We start from the raw sequence: 18,786 nt of genomic DNA on the forward strand, positions 1-18,786 counted from the left end.
TCGCAGTCCCGTCAAGGGCTGCAGCTGATGCGCTGACAAAGTCGGGAAGCCGTGCCCGGTGGTCCGGACACGGCAGTTCTTTTGGGATCAGAAGCGCGGCAGGAACGCGTTTTCTTCCCACAGGTCGTAGTTGGAGCGGAACTGGCTCAGGTCTGCATAGACTTCGGCGAAGTAAGCATCATTGGCGCTTTCTTCCGCGGCAACTTCTTCCCAGGTATCCCGGAAGAGCTGCAGCATCTCAGGACTCCACTTGCGGATCTCAACGCCGTTTTCCTCAACATTGCGCTTCAGCGCATCGAACTGCAGGGCTTCGCCCTCCGCAAAGCTGTCAGCCATCGAGGCCTTGCAGGCTTCGGCCAGAATGTGCTGGTGCTGCTCGGAAGCTTCGTTCCAGACGTCCTTGTTGATCAGGAGTTCGAAAACCGTGGCTTGCTGATGCCAGCCGGGGAAATAGTTGTATTTCGCTACCTTGTGGAAGCCCAGGCGCTGGTCGATCGCCGGCATGGAGAACTCGGTTGCGTCGATGGCACCCTTTTCAAGCGCCGGGAAGATTTCACCGCCCGGAAGAAGGGAGGTGGCAACGCCGAGTTTTTCCATGACCTTGCCGCCAAGGCCGAAGAAACGCATTTTCAGGCCCTTGAGATCATCGGCAGAATTGATCTCCTTGGAAAACCAGCCGGAGGTTTCCGGCGCGATCACTGCACACGGCAGAACTTTCACGTTGTATCCGGCTTCATCATACATGCGCTGGTACAGCTCAAGACCGTTGCCGTAATAGATCCATGCCATGTACTCGCCAGCTTCCGGGCCGAAGGGAATGGCGGAAAACAGTGGTGCGGCCGGGATTTTGCCCGCCCAGTAGCCAGCGGTGGTGTAGCCCGCATTGATTTTGCCCGAAGACACAGCGTCAAGGATTTCGAACGCAGGAACCAGCTTGCCGGGTTCGTAAACCTTCATGCGAAGCGTGCCGCCGGACATCAGTTTGACTTCTTCAGCAACACGCGGGATCGGCGTGCCGAGGCTCGGCAGTTCGGTTGAGAACGCAACGGGCACTTTCAGCATCAGTTTGTCGGCAGCAAGAGCCGGTTGTGCGGCAAGGCCGGCGGCAAGCACGAGGCCGGTCAGAAATTTGGTCATGTCTTCTCCTCCAGGGTGGTTGCTGGCGGCCCGGAGCGGGGCGCTGAGCAACGAAAAACCAGAGGTAAATAAAATTAACCTCCTGCTTCAGTCAACAATTTTGTTTACCTCTTGTTGAAAATTGAGGGTTTTAAAGGTCACTTCTAGAAAGCTAAGAAATTGGGAAACAGAAAGAAAATCGCCGATTATGAGGGAAAATACTTGCTCATGAGGTAAAGCAAGATTACCACTGTGGGCGGAGGTGCAGCATGAGTGATCTGAACAACTTGTTCGAACCTATCGCCGCGGAGTCGGTGGTGGATCTCGTCGCCAACCAGGTGGAGAGCCTCATCGTCCAGGGGATCCTGCCTGAAGGAGCTCGCCTGCCATCCGAAAGAGAATTGTCGGAACGTTTTGACGTGTCTCGCCCCAAGGTGCGCGATGCGCTCAAGCGGCTTGAAGATCTGGGGCTGCTCCATGTCCGTCACGGGGAGGGGACATTTGTCGCCCAGCTTTCCGGTCAAGCAATGACCCCGGCGCTCATCGATCTATATGCGCGCCACGGCGTGGCCTTCTATGATTATCTGGAATATCGCAAGGAACAGGAAGCCTTGGCGGCGCGGCTGGCTGCCGAAAGGGCGACTTCATCGGATCGGGCTGCGATTGAGGAAGTCGTCGCCGAGCTGGAGCGGGCGCAGGAAGAGGGCGACCTGGAGGCATCGGAAGAGGCGGACGTCAGGTTTCACAGCGTCATCGTCAATGCAAGCCACAATGCCATGCTCATTCACATGATGCGCTCTATTTACGACCTCACACGCCGGGGGGTCTTTTACAATCGCCGTTACCTTCGCACGATTGACGGTTCCGGCGAACGCCTGCTTGAGCAACATTTGCGTATCGCGGCCGCCGTCCTTGCCGGCAGTCCCGAAGAAGCGGAAGCTGCCGCGCGGGATCATCTCGATTTCGTTGAAATGTCGTTCCGTATCGGAGAGGACCGTGAGCGGCGCGAAGCCTTTGCCAAGAAGCGCAAGCAAGCCTCAGGACTTTAGATCGCCAACGCGAAGAGATTGGAATGCTGAGCCGCTTGGAGTTGCCAAGTAGATAGCTTGCCGTGGCATGTGCTTGCGCCCCAACCAGATCTGAGACCATGCATGTTTGACTGTCGGGAGTGACAATCTCTGACTGCATATTTGCAGACTTGGTGAGCAAAACAGACAATTTGGCCCGCGTGCTGCGAACTGGCATTTCTCGCCACCTTCAGGCAGAATCGTTGTTCCGGTTCTTCAATTGCAAAGGCACAACGAGGATTCCGAAATGGCGTCAGAACTTAAAGTCCTCGCAATATCAATCGCTTCAGCGGCCCTGCTATCCTCGATCACGCATGCGGAAGACTATGGTTATGTCAGCGACAATCACAGCTGGTCACTGAGCTGCAACAAGTCCGGCTACGTCTTGCAGTCGCAATATCCGGTCACCCGTTTCCATGAAGCTGGGGCGGGTTCTTCGGTAACACGTGAAAGGGAAACGCTTTATCTTGGCCGATCCTGCGATGCATCAAATACCGTGTTGGGAGAGGGCAAATGGTGTTGGGCCAATGGCGGATTTTTCGCTGAACTTGGTCAGCACAGAATGGGATTTCCTCGCCAGGAACTCGTTTGCCCGAACGAGGCTGACGATATTCTGGATTGCCGGTGTTGACCGTCAGTCGAGACGTACATGAGCTTTGGGCAAGGGGTTCCTGTCAGGCTAAGCAAGCAATCGCCCATGACCGGTCTTTATTCTTCGACAATGCCGTCGGACTTGAAACATCGATATCTGGGTAAACTGTCCGCCGTTTCCAGCCATGAAAGGCGCTGCGAGCGCCAGATATGAAAATGTGGCGGCAACGCCTCGGCCTGATCAAGCGATGCGATTGTTATGTAAATCTCTTGGGCGAACCGCCGGTCAACCAGTGTCAGCGATGTTCCGCAGGAGCTACAGAACGAGCGTGTGACGGTCTGGGAAGATTGATGCTCCTTCAGATGGCCCGTCAACAGTTCGAATTTGTCGTGGGAAAAGGCAGCCCATGCTGCCAAAGGCGAGCCGATCGATTTTCGGCAGCTCTCACAATGGCATAACTCCACCAGCTCTGGTGCTCCGGTGACGCGATAGCGAATGGCGCCACAGTGACAACCGCCGTCCAGTGTGCTGCTCATCCTTGTTCTCCCGCTACCTGTTCCAATACTCCTTGATCAAGTTCGAACTGGTCCGCTTCCACATCTTGGCAGTGGGCGGCCCCGGTCGGCATAGGCAAGACACATCACGATTTCTCCAGGAAGAGGAGCATCCGGTACGGTCAGGGTCATGGTATCGAAATGGTCGAACGACCAAGGGTTGTCCTTGTGTCCCAATGGCAGATCTATGGAGGTTCCCGGGCCTCCTGTTTTCACATTTGATGAAATGACAGCCTCGCCGCCACCCGCCGCTGCGCGCATCGGGGCGCCAAGTTTGGGGTGAATAACGGCACCGCCATGTTCCATGTCACCGCCAATGCCGACGATAGCAGCCTTTCCATAAGAGACGGGGGCGTTCCCGAGTTGGGCAACCGCCTGTTCGGCCAGTTCTGAGCCGAGCGTTGCGCCTATTTCAAAGAGCTCGGACAGATCGGTCTCGAAGCGACCAGCGAGAGGATTGGTGAAAACGACCATCGCTGCAACGCGTGTGACAGGGTCGCAAGGCTGACCGAAGGCGTCGGTCGTGATGATTTCCTTGATGAACAGAGATTTGCGACGAACGGGCATGGTGTGCTCCAAGTCTGCGAGAATGCCCAAGTCTTGCGCATTTTTCGGCTCCTGTCGAACGAGGCACCTGCGCGAACGCTTGCGTTTTCCGGATCGGCATGCACTCATTTTCGGGAGGAGAGGGGAATGAACCTGAACCGCTGGTCGATCTTGGCCGTCCTGTTTTTCGCCAGATTCACAATGGCGTTCCAGTTTCAGGCAACTGGAGCACTGTCTCCACTCATAATCGAAGAGTATTCGGCCAGTCTTGCGGATATCGGCCTGCTGGTCGGACTGTATCTGGCGCCCGGAGTGTTCATTGCTATTCCCGGCGGAGCGATCGCTGTCCGCTTCGGTGACAAACGCATTGTTGCGCTCGGCATGGTCATGATGCTCGTCGGCGGTCTCATGGCGAACATTTATGACGAGTGGAACCTGTTGGTCGCGTCCAGGCTGATGGCGGGTGCCGGTGGTGTCATCCTCAACGTCGTCATGACCAAAATGCTTGTCGACTGGTTTTCCGGGAAGGAAATTTCCACCGCGATGGCAATCTTCGTGAATTCCTGGCCAGTGGGTATTGCTGCTGCTTTGCTGGTACTTCCTGTTACCGCGCAGGTCGGCGGACTCGCCTTGGGTTGGTGGATGGTGTCTGGCCTTATCCTTGCCGGGCTGGTCGCTTTTCTCACCCTGTACCAACCGCCAGAAGGTGTGGAGGCAACCGCAGGTCTCCGGTTCGCGAGACTGCCCCTTTACCCTCTTACGCTCGCCGGCATCATCTGGGCTCTCTACAATGCCGCTCTTGCCATGGTGTTCAGCTTCGGACCGGCGCTTCTGAATGAGCAAGGATGGTCACTGGCGGAAGCCGGTACGGCCATCAGCGCATTCATGGTGATTTTCTCGATTGCACTGCCTCTTGGTGGCATTCTTGCGGATTGGACTGGGCGCCGCGACAGTATCATCGCTGTCAGCCTGGGAAGCTTTGCCGTGTTTATGCCCCTGGTTCCCTTGCTTCCTCCCTGGGCAATTGCTCTGGTCTTTCTTGTGGTCGGTGGACTGTTTGCGCTTGCCGCCGGGCCCATCATGACTTTGCTGGCTGCGGTTCTGCCGCCAGAAAGTCGAACCTTTGGCATTGGGGGTTTTCTTCACTCTCTATTATGCGGTCATGATGATCGCACCGAGATTTGCCGGAACTCTGGCGGATCGTACTGGAGACGCCGGAACAGCCTTCATCGCTGGCAGCGTGATGTCATTGACGTGTATAGCTGCCTTGCTTCTGCTTCGACAAAGCCGGACCGCGAGTGCGCCGGCAGAGTGATGGGGTGCATGAGGGAAAGCGCCTGAAGAATGGATGCGAAACGAGTTGAGCGGTGAGACTGCATGATCCGCTGAAAACCGGCGCCAATTAGTAGGAAGGCGATCTTCAAGTCTCGTTCAAGCTGCAAAGCTTGATGAGCCAGCTTCCATCGGCTTGCCGTGCCAGAACATTGACCGATGTTCCGCTGTCGTCCGTTCCTTCACTGAAGCGGGCGACGCACCAACCGAGATCGCCATCACAATCCGCACTTAATACATTGATGTCTTTGTTCTCGCCGCCTTCTTGCACCCATTCGCCATGGGTTGCCGCAATGGCTGCTCGTCCGATCGCGGGCGGACCATATGGTGAATAGAGCTCGGCTTCCGGTTCAAACATCAAGGAGCAGCCTGCGGCGTCGGCGGAGCGATAAAAGTCCACGTAACGATTGAACAGGTTCTGGCACTCGTCCTTGAATTCTGGTGAACCATTCATTCTGACTGCCCTCGGGTTCGGGATAACGAGGCTTGCGCCAACTCCATGTCGCCAGATGGTCGTTTTTCTTCGATGTGACGTCAATGATGGTGATGCGGTGGTAAGGAGAATGAGTGGTCAGAAACCTTTGCCAGCAAGCGGAATCAAGCATTGGGAAGTAGGATCGATTGATGTAAGCGGTTGATCTATTGCTGCTATTTGATCGGTGCGAAGGGCAAAATGGGAATAGCCTGTTCGCAAGAGCAGAGGATCTAACGCACGCCAACAGGGTCGGATCTGAGAGCCTCGGTGAAGAAGTCCATGAGCACCTCGATATTGGTTTGCTCCCGGAATTCCCTATGCGTCGCTACCCAGACACCAGTTTCGGGTTCGGTCGGAAAATGATCAAAGGGAACGAGATGCTGTGTGTTCTGCCCGACAAATACCGGCAACATGGCCAGACCAAGTCCCTGGGCTGCCATGTTGGCGAGTGTCAGAAAGCTGTCCGCGGAGAATTCAAACCGGTCGCGAACGCTTGAGAATTGCCACTCGCCGACAGTGGATTTCGCGAAGCCGGGTGCAACCCCTAACCATTTGTGCTCATCGATTGCTAGATCAGAAGTCCTTTCCAGATATTCTGGAGCTCCAAAAACCGCAAAATGAATTGATCCCGCGCGCACGCCGCTAAGTTCCGGCGGCAGTTCTTTCCCGGGCCTAATCAGTATCTCCGCCCCGGACAACGACATGTCGACCGGATTGTTTGATGCGGCGACTTCTATGTTGATGTTGGGATGGGTGTCTGCAAGTGACTTCAGATATTTGGGAAGAAGAAGGCAGGCTATTGCGTCGGTTGTGGCTAGACGAAATGTTCCTTCGATCCCTTTTGACGTCAACGCCAGGCTTCTGCGAATTCTTGCAGATGCATGATCCATCAACTTCAGCGATGCCAGGAGAGCACGGCCTTCAGGTCTGAGCCGATACCCATCGGTTCCCCGGTCGAACAGCTTGACGTCGTGGGAAGTCTCAAGAAGGGCAATCCGTCTCAAGACCGTTGCATGGTTTACGCCGAGCAGGCGAGACGCCGCCGACAGCGACCCGTGTTCAGCAACAGCGTGAACATACTGAAGATCATCCCAACGTAGCTTGTGCATGAGCGCACATCCTTTTGCCGGTTTTTTCCGAATTTACACCGGTTTTTGATCGTGGGAAATTTTTGATGTTCAATTTTGCACAGCTTGGGAGTGTCCGATGAAATACGGACTGAGTTTGATCTGCGCACTGGTCTTCACCGTGGTGGCTGGTTTGAGCACGGCCATTGCGGAGGGTAAATTCGACAATGCGATCAAGGCGCGTAAAGCTGTCATGTCGCTTTATGCCTGGAACCTGGGGCAACTGGCGGCAATGGCAAAGGGCGAAGTCGATTACAATCCGGAAGCTGCCAGGATTGCGGCTGAAAACATCACGGTCCTCGCAACCATGAACAATGGTGCAGCGTGGCCACAAGGGTCTGACAGCGCGGCGCTGCCGGGCCAGACCCGCGCAAAATCGGAAGCCTGGACAACCTACCCGGAAAGCGCCGAGATCAACAAAACTCTTGCTGAAGCTGCGATTGCCATGTCCGAAGTTGCAGATACCGGTCTGGAGAATATCCAGGCAAACATTGGTGCAATCGGTGGTGCCTGTAGCGCTTGCCACAAGAAATTTCGCGAAAGCGAATAACGGAATCGGATCGGAACGGCATGAAAAACTGGTTGTTCTCCGGGAGCCTTGTCTTCGCGTTGCTGCTGATTGTCGGCGGTTCTCTGAAAACCACCCACGCCGAAGACTTTCTCCTCCCTCAGCGTGACGGCGTCGTGCCGCGCACCACAGGTAAGGTTCCACATATCCAGATCGGAGCGAAACCCGTCCCCAAGCTATCGAACCGGCTGTTGCGCAAGGTGTCGACCCTTCCGGGAGTGGACATTCGCGCAACGGTTATTTCATTGCCCGGTGCCAAGGGTTTCTGGCTTGATGAAACCTTGAACTTGGCACACCCAGAAGCAATTGTCGGCGGGCGGGAGTTCGCACATTTGCACCCGGATGGAAGTCTGCACGCTTCTTTGCCACCGAAACGCGCGCGCGAAGCGGTCAAGGCCGGTTGGGCAGTTATGCATCCCTGGGCCAACAGTCGACCGGGCTGGGAAGGATTCGTATTGATTTTTACCCCTCGCTCGATCGAAGAGACAGACATTGTGTTCCAGCTTGTTCTTGACGGGTACAACTATGTCACCGGTCAGACCTTTGTTGCGCCGGACCGATAGTCCTTCGGTCCGGCCATAGCTCCGGCTCAACACCGAACACGCTTCTGCGCCAAGTGCAGTCTTATGATCCTTCCGGCAGCTCCGCGAGCCAGTCCAGTCCGTGGCCAACCCACTCGGCAGGTATGGAATGCCCGCGTTCGTGCAGGCAAAGTTCGAGAACGCGGCCGCTTTCGCTCCTGTCCCATCTTGTGCAGGTGAGGCGCTGGTCGCCGCTATCGACCTCGCGGCTATTTCCGGATACGCCGTTTGTCTCAGAGAGAATGTCAAAACCCTCTGGGATCGGCATGGAATTGTAGATGCCGATTTCGTCAAAGGCGACGACACGATCGGCCAGTCCATGGATGTGGCGCAGGTTGACCGGGCCGGTTGGGCAGGTTTGCGGATTTGATCTCCAGAAGCCACCAGCAATTGGGGCATAGGCCCTGAACAGGTCACCAGTGTAGCAGGCGACGTTCCAAACCATCGATGCTCCGCGCGAAAAGCCAGAGGCCAATGTCTGGTGTTCATCGATTGGCCAACGCTTGCGAACATCCTCCAGGACGGCACGAACGTAAGCTGCTTCGTCGCGCCCGCGCTCGGCCCGCCCGGCGCCGATCTGACGCCAGTAGCCAGTTTGCGCAAACGGGGCGACGAAGAGTGCACCTCGTTGCGTGGCGCTGTTGACCATTGCCCGGTTGCGGAATGTGCCTTCGGGCGACGCGTTCCAACCGTGAAAGTAGACGACCAGACGAAGAGGTGTCTTTTGGTCCCAGTCCGCTGGTTCCGCAGCCAGATAGTACCCGCCTTCGACTTCGCATTTTGTCTTTGTGCCGCAGGCTGAAGCCGTGAATGGAATAAACATAAGAAACAGCAAAAGAAGGATCGCACGCATCGGTCAGCCTCTTGAATTGCAGGAGAGGATCATTTGCATCGAACTGGTGACCTGCAAGGCAAATGTCCGTGAAGGTGAGTCCTTGCGAAGACCGGTTGGTTGTACCAGCAAGCCGTATTAACTTGCGAACGACGGCTGTCCTTGATTCATACGGGTCGTCTGCTCAAATCGTCGCTTCGACATCTGGAGACCTCAGCAAGTGCTCAATCTCGACCACATCACCGTCATCGCCCCATCGCTGAACGAAGGTGTCTCGCATGTTCGGGAGTGCCTTGACCTCGACATTCCATTCGGAACCCGACACGAATACATGGGCACGCACAATCACAGGCTTCAGCTCGGGGGCAGGGTCTATCTGGAGATCGTGGCGCTTGATCCTGAAGGTGTTTTGCCCGGGCGAGCGCGCTGGTTCGGTCTCGATGACCAGGAAAGTGTTCGCTCGGACTGGGAGGAAGGCCGGCGGTTGAGAGGCTGGGTTGCCAACACCGACCGTATCAAGTCCATTCCCCGGGAACACCGAGTTCACTTCGGTGAGGAAGTGCCGCTGCCTTTCGACAAGCCATCCTTTGCCTTCTGCATTCCGAAAGACGGCTCGCTTCCGCTAGATGGCGTGCTGCCGTCACTGATCGACCATAGAGGCGATCCCACATCAATGGACGAGATTCCGGACCTTGGAGCGCAACTTCGGTCACTGGCACTTGAGCATCCCGATCCCGTTTCAATCGCAGGGCTGTACCAGGATCTCGTGGTTGATCAGCCGCTGGAAATCGCAAAGGGCCCCAAAGTTCGTTATCGGGCGGTGATTGAAACGCCCTCAGGATTGAAAGAACTGACCTGACTCAGCGCTACATGTGCGTGGGCTCGGACATGTGATTTCGTTCACGGATGAAGCGAGCGGGCGACAGGGAAACAGCGCCAGGGAGGAAGCTGTCGCCTTGCTGCGGTTTTGCGCCAAATCCAGCCGACGGTCAGTGTCCACCGACTTCTCCCGGCTTTTTCCGGAATGTGTTCCAGATCGGCAGAAGTATCTTGCTGGATATCGGGATCAGGATCAGCCCCAGTATCAGTCCGAACACGCCATCCTGTGCGGCGGTCGCGGCCCAGGTGACAAAGCCTTCGGCCTGACCGATGGAATGGGCCAGTCCGTGGGACAGGTCATGGATCCTGCTGTAGAGCCAGCCGACACCAAGTTCTTTCGTTCCATGAAGGACAATTGAACCACCGACCCACAGCATGGCAGCAGTGCCGACAATCATGAGGAGTTTCATGAAGCCAGGCATGGCCTTGACGATGCCCCGACCGAGCGCGCGAATGATCGACAGACGCCCCTTGGCGGACATCATCAATCCAAGATCGTCTGCTTTCACAATCAATGCGACGGATCCATAGACCATCACCGTGATGCCGATGGCGACAACCGCCAGCGTGGCTGCTTCCATCCAGATGCTGCCATCTGGGATTTCTGCAAGGGCGATGGTCATGATCTCTGCCGACAGGATGAAGTCCGTCTTGATGGCGCCGGACACTCTTTGCTCTTCAAGGTGAACGGCGTCAACCGGAACGCTTGCAAGTTTGTCTTCTGCCTCGTGTTTCGGTGCGAACAAATGATAGATCTTCTCCGCGCCCTCAAAACACAAATATGCTCCACCGAGCATGAGGAGCGGCGTGATCGTCCACGGGGCGAAGGCATTCAACAGCAAGCCGGCGGGCAGGAGAAAAATGAGCTTGTTCTTCATTGAGCCCTTGGCTATGCGCCAGACAATCGGGAGCTCACGCGCCGGGCTGAAACCGGTGACGTATTTGGGAGTTACGGCTGCGTCATCAATGACTGCACCTGCAGCCTTGGATCCGGCCTTTGCCGCTTGACCAATGACATCATCCACCGAGGCAGCGGCAACTTTAGCAATCGCCGTGACGTCGTCGAGAAGGGCAAGTAATCCGCTCATTGTCGATCCTGAAGTGTATTGCGCTTTGGGGAGGTGAACATACGGTGTTTCTGCGATAGCTGGAATGCACCAAATGTGATCCGGAACAGTCTCCGGCAAGTTTGCCCCCGTCAATAGTTTCAGGCATGGACGCCGCACTCAACAAGATTGCAACGCGCATCCACAGACAACGAGGGTTCTACTTTCCGGTTTGGGAAGGGTGATCGCGTGCTCTGTTGCGCCCGGGAGTTGAGATAAAATCTTGAAAGCATCCCTTGACCGGAGCTTGTTCCGGGCGAATACCAACTAAGGCGGCCAGGTCTTAAAGTCCCGCGCGCTTCAGACCTTCAATGAAATGCTTGAGATCTTCGGTGTCCTTGTCCGGTTGGACAGATGCCCAGTGAGCGACGTTGAAATTCGGATGGGCCTTGAGAACCATTTCGGCTTCGTTCTTGGCTTCTTCCACCTTGTTCAACATGCCGTAACTTGCCGCCAGAATTCTGCGGCCTTCGGTCGGGTTCTGCATGGATTTGATGCTGGAAATGGCTTCATCGTATTGTTTGAGATTGTAGTAGGCGCCGCCCAGGTGCCAAAGATACTGGTCGGGATAAAAGGGATTGAGCTTCATGGCTTTTTCCAGGAGCTCGATTGCCTCCACGGAGCGCCCGCAGTGAGCAAGCGCATCGGCCATGTCCGACATGAGGTCGGCATCGTTCGGGTTGAGCTTGATCGCACGTTCATAAGCGCTGATCGCTGCGTCATGTTCCTTGCGGTAGAGATGCGCGAAACCGAGTTCGCCAAAACCTCGGGCGTCCAGTGAATCCAGTTCGATTGCGTCGAGAGCCAGGACAAGCGCATTATCGATCGCAATTTCAGGTTCCGGAGCCCAATTGTAACGCCAGTCCAGATTCAGGGTTCGTGACTTGGCAGCCATTGCCCGCGCGTATTTCGGGTCGTTGTGCAAGGCGTTTTCGTAAAGTTCACGTGCGTGGCTGACCCCGATACGGGTGTAGCTGAAGATGTATCTCTGGCCCTGCAACACGAACCCGTAGGCGGCCATGTTCGCCGGAGGAGTCTGTTTGAGCCTGTCCAACTCCGAAGATTCAATTTTTGCGGCTGTCGCGGACACGATGACCTGGGTGATCTCGTCCTGCAGGTCGAACAGATCCTCGATTTCCCTGTTGTATTGCTCGCCCCAGATCGTTCGGTTGCGGATGACATCGATCAGTTCGATGGTGATCCTGATCCTGTTGCCGGCCTTTCGAACAGAGCCGTTGACCACATACCGCACCCCGAGTTCGCGCGCTGTCTCCAGCGGTGTCATCTGGCGGTCGCTGTAGATGTATGCCGAATTTCGCGAGATGACGAAGAATTGGTGGAACTTCGACAGACTGGTGGTGATGTCTTCTGTGAGGCCATCTGCAAACCAGCTGTCGCTTTGGTCGCTTCCCTGAAAGGCAAATGGCAGAACCACGATTGACTGGTCCACAACCGGACCAATCTCAGCTTCGCCGCTGTCCTTGCGTTCTCGCCTGAGACCAGCAGTCATCGCAGCGCTGGTCGGATTTTCATGAATCTGGAAGACGTCGATGTTGTCCTTGATATTCTTGAACTTCTGAGCGCCGAGATACTCATAGCCGATCGACATCTTGCCGCTGACACTGTCATAGACCGACCCCGAAATGCAGATACGACCCGGTTCGGAAAAGGATTCTATGCGCGAGGCAATATTGATGCTGTCACCGGAAAGGTTGTCGTCGCTTTGGAGGACGTCTCCCAGATTTATGCCAAAGCGGAATATGATTTTCTTGTCGCCGGCAACGTCCTCGTTCATTTCTCGCAGCTGCTTTTGTATGTCTACCGCGAATGTCACCGCATCGACTGCGCTGTTGAAAAGCAGAAAAACACCGTCACCCGCGGTATTTATGACTTCACCGGAATGCCTTTGAGCAAGGGAGGTGAAGTGTTCCAGGCGCGCGCGAACGGCGAGGGTCGTCCCAATTTCGTCTTCGCCCATCATCCGGCTATAATTGACGACATCTGCAAACACGATTGCAGCGAGGCGTCTTTTTAAGCCGTGCTCAGACCCGCCGTTCATATTACTACACCGTCAATTAGAAATCCTTGGCCGCTTGATAAGTTCAAAGGGCGACCTGGTAAGGCGTTCGCTGATGTGTTGTCTGTTGTCCGTCCATTCGGACCTAAGGAGACCAACGTGGATTGTATCATGATGTTGGCCGTCTGCGTACCAGCCTTCACGGGTACGGCCTTCCTCGGCGAACCCTGTGGCTGACAGAAGTTTCCGGGAAGCCGCGTTATCTGCCCGGTAGATCGTTGACACTCTATGCAGTCTCAGCTGGCCGAACGCCAGTTCCAGCAAGGCAAGCAACATCGTGGAAGCCAACCCGACGCATCTGTATTCCCTGGAGACGAACATCGGAATGACTGCATCTCCGTGGATGTAATTGATCGCCTGAACACCACAGATGCCGACCGGTTTTCCTTCCGGATCTTCCGTGATGAACCAGAGTGCTTTCGGAGGGTCATTGAACTGCAGTGCCGGCTTCCAGCTTTCAGCGATGTACTGCCGGTTCACAGGCAAAGGCAGGCCACGATCGAAAAGCGCGATATCCTCAAAACAGGCGAACCAGTGATGCAAGGAGTCCAGGTCTTCCTCGTTCAATGGTCGAAAGAAAATTTTTGTCTTGTCTGCCAAATTTGAAACTTCTCACTTAAAGGAAGGTATTAGTACAACTTTAATTCGACATGCAATCAAGAAGATTTATGCATTGACTGAGACTTGACTGACGCAGGGGAGAATGCCTTTGGGTCAAGATGATCGACCGAACTGAGAAGAAATATTCTGGAAAGTGCCTCGGTTTCGTAAGTGTTTTTCTCCTCCGAAAAGTGTGTGGATTGCGCTGAAAACCGTGAGTCCAGGATTGGCCAGGTAGTTTCGACATTGGCAGAACCTGTAGTAGCCGACAATCGTTCGCCGGAAAGATCGGCCGGTTAAATGGCCAAGTCAGGAGCTGCCGCGGTTTCCATTGCAAGAGTGAGGCACGCACACGCTAGGGAGGAGGGCGGTGGACCATCTCGCTACGCTCGTCCGGAAATGGATAACGCCGGATCTGGAAACCCGGCGTTGGATCTGATTGCAGTTCTCGTGGGACTGACAGGTTTATAGAGCCCCAATTTCCTTGTAATAGCGCTCTGCTCCAGGATGCAGTTTGATCGTGCCTTCTGCCTTTGCGCCATATTCGGGGGTGAGAACCTTCGCCCAAGGGGCGTCTGAAGTGATGCTGCCGACATTTTCCCAGAAAGCCTTGGTCATCTGGTAGACGAGTTCTTCGTCCATATCTGTGCGAACGGCAATGCTGACACCGGTGTCGTTGGACATGACCGGACCATCATTCACCTGATTTTCGTAAAGGCCCGCGGGCACTTCCGCCCGATGTCGGAATTTGCCAAGGAACTTGTCAACGGCTTCACCGCTGTGATCTTCCGGCCCGATGAAGCGGACCTTTTCGGTCTCGGTGAACTGGATGAATTGTTGGCATGGATCGATGCAACCATTGACATACATGTCGATCTTGCCATCCAGAAATGCCTGAAAACCTGTCTTCCAGTTTGCCTTGATCGCGTCGAAGTCTTCGCCTGCGACCAATCCTGTCGTTGATGCGATCCACCCCTTTGCAGCATTGTAAGCGCCGCCGCCCTGCGGCCCGAGAAACACCGTGGCGCCTTCGATATCGTCGAGATATTCAATGTCGCTGTCGGCGCGAACGGCAAAGTGATAAGCACCCCACGGAAAGGCCATCAATTGGCTGACATTCGCGGCAAGTGCCTCGTTATCCTCCACATCCTTGTACATCGCTTTCTTGTTGCTGAGCAGAAAATGGATCGTGGGAGACCCCATCGACATGTCCAGATTTCCGTTTGCGACCTCCAGCATGTGAACGGTCGCAGCTCCTCCGGCGGCAACCTCAATCGTCACGCCGTCCACGTTCTCGGTCACGATGTTGGCAAAGGTCGACATCGTGATTGCCTGTCCAAGGCTCGGGGCAATCGTGGCCATCTTGAGGGTAACGTCTTCCGCCCAGCTGGAAGGGGCAAACAGCGTGGAAGCGAGAAGGGCAGTCAGAGTGAGTTTACGCATGATGTTTCCTCCCTTTGTCATGCGAATTCATTGGATGCGCGCGACGTTGCGCGGTTCATCAGGAAATGTCTGCCGAGCAGAAGAAGACACAACGCAAAGGCAGCACCTGCAATCATCAGGTTCGGCACAAGTGTCAGGAGGCCCAGAATGACCCGGGCAATACGTTCGCCCGGTCCAAGTGCGCTCCTGTCAAAGCCGCTGAGTGCGGAAGCGGTCATCCACATGGCAAGTGCGAAAGCCATGATGACCCAGAAGAACTCCAGCCAACCGACCGTTGTGATGTCGAGCATGGCCCGGCTGTTCGGGAGATCTTCTCCGAACCAGACGAAGAGCATCTGCAGCTTGTAGAGAACGGCTGGATGATAGACGAAAACGAACGGGATCAGGAAACCGGCAATGCCAATGCGAGCCGCCTCGAACCCGGTTCGAACAGGGTCTGCCCCGGCGATCGGCGCGGCTGCAAAGGCAGCGAGTGCGACAGGTGGGGTCACCGTTGACATGACCGCAAAGAAAACCACGAAAAGATGCAGTGTCAGAGGGGGAATACCTACCGTTTCAATGCCGGAACTCAGCGCAATCACGATAATGAAATAGGTGGCGCCGGGTGGCAGTCCCATTCCCAGAACGATTGACCCCAAAGCCACGACGATCAGGACGAGAGGAAGCGGACCACTTGCCAGTTGCGTTAAGAGAAGGGCAAGGCGTCCTGAAAATCCGGACACCTGTATCAATCCGACGATCAGTCCAATCGCGGTAACGATCACGACAATGGCAGCAGACATGCGTCCTGCGGAGACGAACGCCGACCACAGGCGTGCGGGTGATCGAAAAGAAGGAAACAATACGAGCGCAGCAGCGAGTGCGGCGGCGAGGCCGTAAAATCCCGCCTTTGGCACGGATGGCTGAACGAAGAGGAAGTAGGTGAGAACCCCGAGCGGAAAGACGAAGACCAGGCATTGAACAAGCTCCTTGCGGTTCAGCTTGGGTCTTGCGTCCGCTGGAAGTGTGCCAATGCCCTGTTTTCTGGCTTCGAAGTAGATCGTCAGAAACGTGCCGAAATAGTAGAACACCGCCGGAAGGATCGCAGCCACCACAATGTAGCGGTACTCAAGCCCGATCTGTCCGGCGACGAAGAAGGCGACCACGCCCATGACGGGCGGCATTACCTGTCCGCCGGTTGAGGCGGCAGCTTCGACTGCACCGGCAAACGCGGGTCTGAAACCTGACTTCTTGATGACTGGAATGGTCATGACGCCGGTTGAGACAACGTTGGAGATCGCGGCCCCCGAAAGCGTGCCGAATAGGGCTGAGCTTGCCACTGCAGCATGAGCGGCGCCACCGACGAAGCCCCCGGTCAGGCGATTGGCAATCTTGAGGAGAAGGTCACCTGCGCCCGAAGCCATCATCACGGCGCCGAAAACGATGTAGATCAGGACATTGGTTGAGACGACTTGAAGCGGTTGACCGAACATGCCACCTGTCTGCGCCCAGAAATTCTGCACCATCGAGCGCAGGTTCTGCAGAAAGCTGGCCTCGGATCCCGCAAGAATGCCTGTCCATTGCGGCAGGTCACCGCGCACGAAGAAATAGACGACCCAGAACAGGCAAAACGCAACGATGAAGCCGCCAAACATCCTCCAGGTCAGGTAGAGCGTAATCGCTGTCGCCAACGGAAACATCAGGTAGTCAATTGGCTGTGCCGAAGGCAGTGCGCCGCCATCCGTTGCGAAGATTTTCACGATCCAGGCACTAAAGGCAATCAGCGCAAGCGCCGTCAGCAGCCAGTTCAGCCATTGCAACGTTCGAGAGCGATGAAGCGTCAGCAGCGAGATTGAAAAGGCGAACAGGATGGGAAGGCCAAGGATCAGCCCTGTTGGCAGCATGAAGTTTCTTTCAAAACTTCGATAGCCGCCTCCAAGCCAGTGTTCGCGGATGAGCATTCGCTTGTCGCGGCGCGACAGTTCATCGAAACCGGGTGTCGTGACTTCGATAAACCATCGGACAAATTCCGAAATCGGCCCAGATGCTGCGTAGATCAGGATGACGAGGGTAAAACAAAACGCAATTGCGTCCGACAACCTGAAGTTCAGTTGCCCTTTCGGAGGTAAACTGTCTTTCGCCATGTCCGGGCTCTCAAGCGCCTCACTCTGCGGCATCTTCAGCCTCTTCGACATGGATCTGCCTGACAGGACCGCGATAGGCCTGGGTCAGTTCAGTCGGTACCTCGGTGCCGTCCTTGAGGAACGGAAGAATGCCCTTGCGCTTGGATTTGCCTCGCATGACCTTGATATCATCTTCCGATTTTGTGACGCGCTGGGCGAGGCGACGGCCCCATTGGGCAAGATATCCGTAAAGGCGGTCGATTTCAGCCTGATGGCCGGTTCCTTTTGCCAGATCGTAAAATTCGTCCGGGTCCGACTCCAGATCAAACAACATCGGACGAAAACCACCTTCCGCATGCATCAGTTTGTAGCGGCCGTCGAACACCATGAACAGGCGCGCATCACGCGGTTCCAGTCCGAGTTTGACGCATTGCGGCGTCGGCGAGTAGTCGAACTCGCTGATCACGTATTCCCGCTGGTTGTCATCTCGACCTTGAAGGAAGGGCAAAAGGCTGCGACCTTCCAGAATGTGGTCGGGCACCTTGTCGCCTGCCACCTCCACAAATGTTGGCGCAAGATCAATTGCTTCGACCAGGGCGCTGCATTCCGTTCCCCGCGTTTCATCGGCTTCAGGTCGCGGATCGTAGACTATCAACGGCACCTTGACCGATTGCTCGTGAAAGAGATCTTTCTCACCCAGCCAGTGATCTCCCAGATAGTCGCCGTGATCGGAGGTCAGTACGACCATGGTGTCATCCAAGCGACCTGTATTTTCCAGGAAATCGAGCAATTTTCCGAGTTGATCATCACATTGTTTGATCAGGCCCATATAGGCAGGGATTACCTTTTCGCGAACCTCGTCCTGCTGGAACGCCGCGGCGATGGGGCCGTTCATGTAAGCCCCGTAAACGGGATGCGCTTCCTCGCGCTCGATCGCGTGCCGTATCGGCTGCGGGACGTGTTTTTTGCCATACATGTTGTGATACGGGGCAGGCACGATATACGGCCAATGAGGCTTGATGTAGCTGACATGAGCGCACCATGGCTCGTCAGCCTGTTCGATGAACGAAATTGCCTGAGACGTCAGCCAAGGGGTTTCGCTGTCTTCTTCACGGATGTTGGCAGGTTTGTCCGCGTTGTCGAACATCCAGCCGCTGGCAAGCTCATTGTCCTGAATGCCGGCATTGGCAAAATCGGCCCAGGGGTTGTCGCCGTCATAGCCCTTTGATTTCAGATACTCGTTATATGGCGAGCGTTTTTCGTCGTAAAAACCGTCCGGACCCTGGCCCCACAGTCCGTCGTCGCGCACCCAGACGTCGAAGCCGCATTCTTCCTGTCGCGCGCCGATTACGCTGTCTGGACTGAGGCCGAGACGGGCCATGCCTTCCTTGTCGGCCTTCATGTGCGTCTTGCCGATCAACCAACATCCCATGCCCGCCTTGCGAAGGTGATCTCCCATTGTCAGTTCACCGATGCGCAGAGGGAAACCGTTCCATTGTGCTCCGTGAGAGGAGGCATAGCGCCCCGTATACGTGCTCATTCGGCTCGCACCGCAGATCGGCGATTGCACATAGGCGTTTGTGAACCGAACGCCCATCGCAGCTACGCGGTCAAAATTCGGTGTGTGCAGATGCGGATGACCGGCGCAGCTCAGATAATCGAAACGCAACTGGTCGTACATAATGAACAGAATATTCAGCGGATCCCTCCCAAGTTCGCTTAGTGGGTAGGGTAAATCCAACTATCCATAGCCATCAAATGAGTATTTTTCCGTATGAAGAATTTTGGT

At 55.5% G+C, this 18,786-nt stretch carries 18 protein-coding genes; 6 read left to right on the forward strand and 12 right to left on the reverse strand.

Annotation, left to right across the window (positions count from 1 at the left end):
• Positions 1-87: 87 nt before the first annotated feature.
• Positions 88-1,137, reverse strand: coding sequence for a TRAP transporter substrate-binding protein (locus ABLO27_RS03010; protein WP_353030344.1), 1,050 nt, complete (start codon positions 1,135-1,137; stop codon positions 88-90).
• Between the two features lie 248 nt (positions 1,138-1,385).
• Between ABLO27_RS03010 and ABLO27_RS03015 the strand changes: the two genes are divergently transcribed.
• Entirely contained in the window at positions 1,386-2,165 is a 780-nt protein-coding gene (locus ABLO27_RS03015) for a FadR/GntR family transcriptional regulator (protein WP_353030345.1), read from the forward strand.
• A gap of 265 nt (positions 2,166-2,430) precedes the next feature.
• Entirely contained in the window at positions 2,431-2,814 is a 384-nt protein-coding gene (locus ABLO27_RS03020; RefSeq protein WP_353030346.1) for a hypothetical protein, read from the forward strand.
• Positions 2,815-2,891: 77 nt separating this feature from the next.
• On the opposite strand, the gene ABLO27_RS03025 is transcribed toward ABLO27_RS03020, so the two are convergent.
• Positions 2,892-3,311: a GFA family protein gene (locus ABLO27_RS03025; protein WP_353030347.1), complete on the reverse strand. Its 420-nt coding sequence runs from the start codon at positions 3,309-3,311 to the stop codon at positions 2,892-2,894.
• A gap of 36 nt (positions 3,312-3,347) precedes the next feature.
• The gene (locus ABLO27_RS03030) at positions 3,348-3,896 is read right to left on the reverse strand and encodes an amino acid synthesis family protein (RefSeq protein ID WP_353030348.1); all 549 of its coding nucleotides are present in this window, start codon (positions 3,894-3,896) and stop codon (positions 3,348-3,350) included.
• A gap of 126 nt (positions 3,897-4,022) precedes the next feature.
• On the opposite strand from ABLO27_RS03030, the gene ABLO27_RS03035 reads away from it, so the two are divergent.
• Positions 4,023-5,216, forward strand: a complete 1,194-nt coding sequence (locus tag ABLO27_RS03035; RefSeq protein WP_353030350.1) for a CynX/NimT family MFS transporter — start codon at positions 4,023-4,025, stop codon at positions 5,214-5,216.
• A gap of 79 nt (positions 5,217-5,295) precedes the next feature.
• Here ABLO27_RS03035 and ABLO27_RS03040 read toward each other — a convergent pair whose 3' ends face one another.
• Together ABLO27_RS03040 and ABLO27_RS03045 are read right to left on the reverse strand one after the other, a co-directional pair.
• Positions 5,296-5,661, reverse strand: a complete 366-nt coding sequence (locus ABLO27_RS03040; RefSeq protein WP_353030351.1) for a YybH family protein — start codon at positions 5,659-5,661, stop codon at positions 5,296-5,298.
• A gap of 251 nt (positions 5,662-5,912) precedes the next feature.
• Positions 5,913-6,791, reverse strand: a complete 879-nt coding sequence (locus ABLO27_RS03045) for a LysR family transcriptional regulator (protein WP_353030352.1) — start codon at positions 6,789-6,791, stop codon at positions 5,913-5,915.
• 97 nt (positions 6,792-6,888) lie between these two features.
• Between ABLO27_RS03045 and ABLO27_RS03050 the strand changes: the two genes are divergently transcribed.
• A complete protein-coding gene (locus ABLO27_RS03050; RefSeq protein ID WP_353030353.1) occupies positions 6,889-7,359 on the forward strand; it encodes a c-type cytochrome in 471 nt (156 codons plus the stop codon).
• A 20-nt stretch (positions 7,360-7,379) separates the two neighbouring features.
• Positions 7,380-7,940, forward strand: coding sequence for a luciferase family protein (locus ABLO27_RS03055; RefSeq protein ID WP_353030354.1), 561 nt, complete (start codon positions 7,380-7,382; stop codon positions 7,938-7,940).
• 61 nt (positions 7,941-8,001) lie between these two features.
• Here the strand turns inward: ABLO27_RS03055 and ABLO27_RS03060 are convergent, their stop codons facing one another.
• Complete coding sequence (locus ABLO27_RS03060; RefSeq protein WP_353030355.1) at positions 8,002-8,811, reverse strand: alpha/beta hydrolase family esterase; 810 nt, start codon at positions 8,809-8,811, stop codon at positions 8,002-8,004.
• A 199-nt stretch (positions 8,812-9,010) separates the two neighbouring features.
• Between ABLO27_RS03060 and ABLO27_RS03065 the strand changes: the two genes are divergently transcribed.
• Positions 9,011-9,649 carry a VOC family protein gene (locus ABLO27_RS03065; RefSeq protein ID WP_353030356.1) on the forward strand — a complete coding sequence of 213 codons (639 nt, stop codon included), beginning with the start codon at positions 9,011-9,013 and terminating at the stop codon, positions 9,647-9,649.
• A 130-nt stretch (positions 9,650-9,779) separates the two neighbouring features.
• On the opposite strand, the gene ABLO27_RS03070 is transcribed toward ABLO27_RS03065, so the two are convergent.
• The 6 genes from ABLO27_RS03070 to ABLO27_RS03095 all read right to left on the reverse strand — a co-directional run bounded on the left by ABLO27_RS03070 (position 9,780) and on the right by ABLO27_RS03095 (position 18,738).
• Positions 9,780-10,757 carry a DUF808 domain-containing protein gene (locus ABLO27_RS03070; RefSeq protein ID WP_353030358.1) on the reverse strand — a complete coding sequence of 326 codons (978 nt, stop codon included), beginning with the start codon at positions 10,755-10,757 and terminating at the stop codon, positions 9,780-9,782.
• A 301-nt stretch (positions 10,758-11,058) separates the two neighbouring features.
• Entirely contained in the window at positions 11,059-12,834 is a 1,776-nt protein-coding gene (locus tag ABLO27_RS03075) for a tetratricopeptide repeat protein (RefSeq protein WP_353030360.1), read from the reverse strand.
• A 12-nt stretch (positions 12,835-12,846) separates the two neighbouring features.
• Positions 12,847-13,452 (reverse strand): GNAT family N-acetyltransferase, encoded by a 606-nt coding sequence (locus tag ABLO27_RS03080; protein WP_353030361.1) that lies wholly within the window; start codon positions 13,450-13,452, stop codon positions 12,847-12,849.
• Between the two features lie 465 nt (positions 13,453-13,917).
• A complete protein-coding gene (locus ABLO27_RS03085; protein WP_353030362.1) occupies positions 13,918-14,895 on the reverse strand; it encodes a TAXI family TRAP transporter solute-binding subunit in 978 nt (325 codons plus the stop codon).
• 17 nt (positions 14,896-14,912) lie between these two features.
• Complete coding sequence (locus ABLO27_RS03090; protein WP_353030363.1) at positions 14,913-17,051, reverse strand: TRAP transporter permease; 2,139 nt, start codon at positions 17,049-17,051, stop codon at positions 14,913-14,915.
• Complete coding sequence (locus ABLO27_RS03095) at positions 17,038-18,738, reverse strand: sulfatase-like hydrolase/transferase (RefSeq protein ID WP_353030364.1); 1,701 nt, start codon at positions 18,736-18,738, stop codon at positions 17,038-17,040. Before ABLO27_RS03095 ends, ABLO27_RS03090 begins: the two co-directional genes overlap by 14 nt.
• Positions 18,739-18,786 lie beyond the last annotated feature (48 nt).

Source organism: Roseibium sp. SCP15 (assembly GCF_040329435.1).
In the GTDB taxonomy this organism is placed as follows: domain Bacteria; phylum Pseudomonadota; class Alphaproteobacteria; order Rhizobiales; family Stappiaceae; genus Roseibium.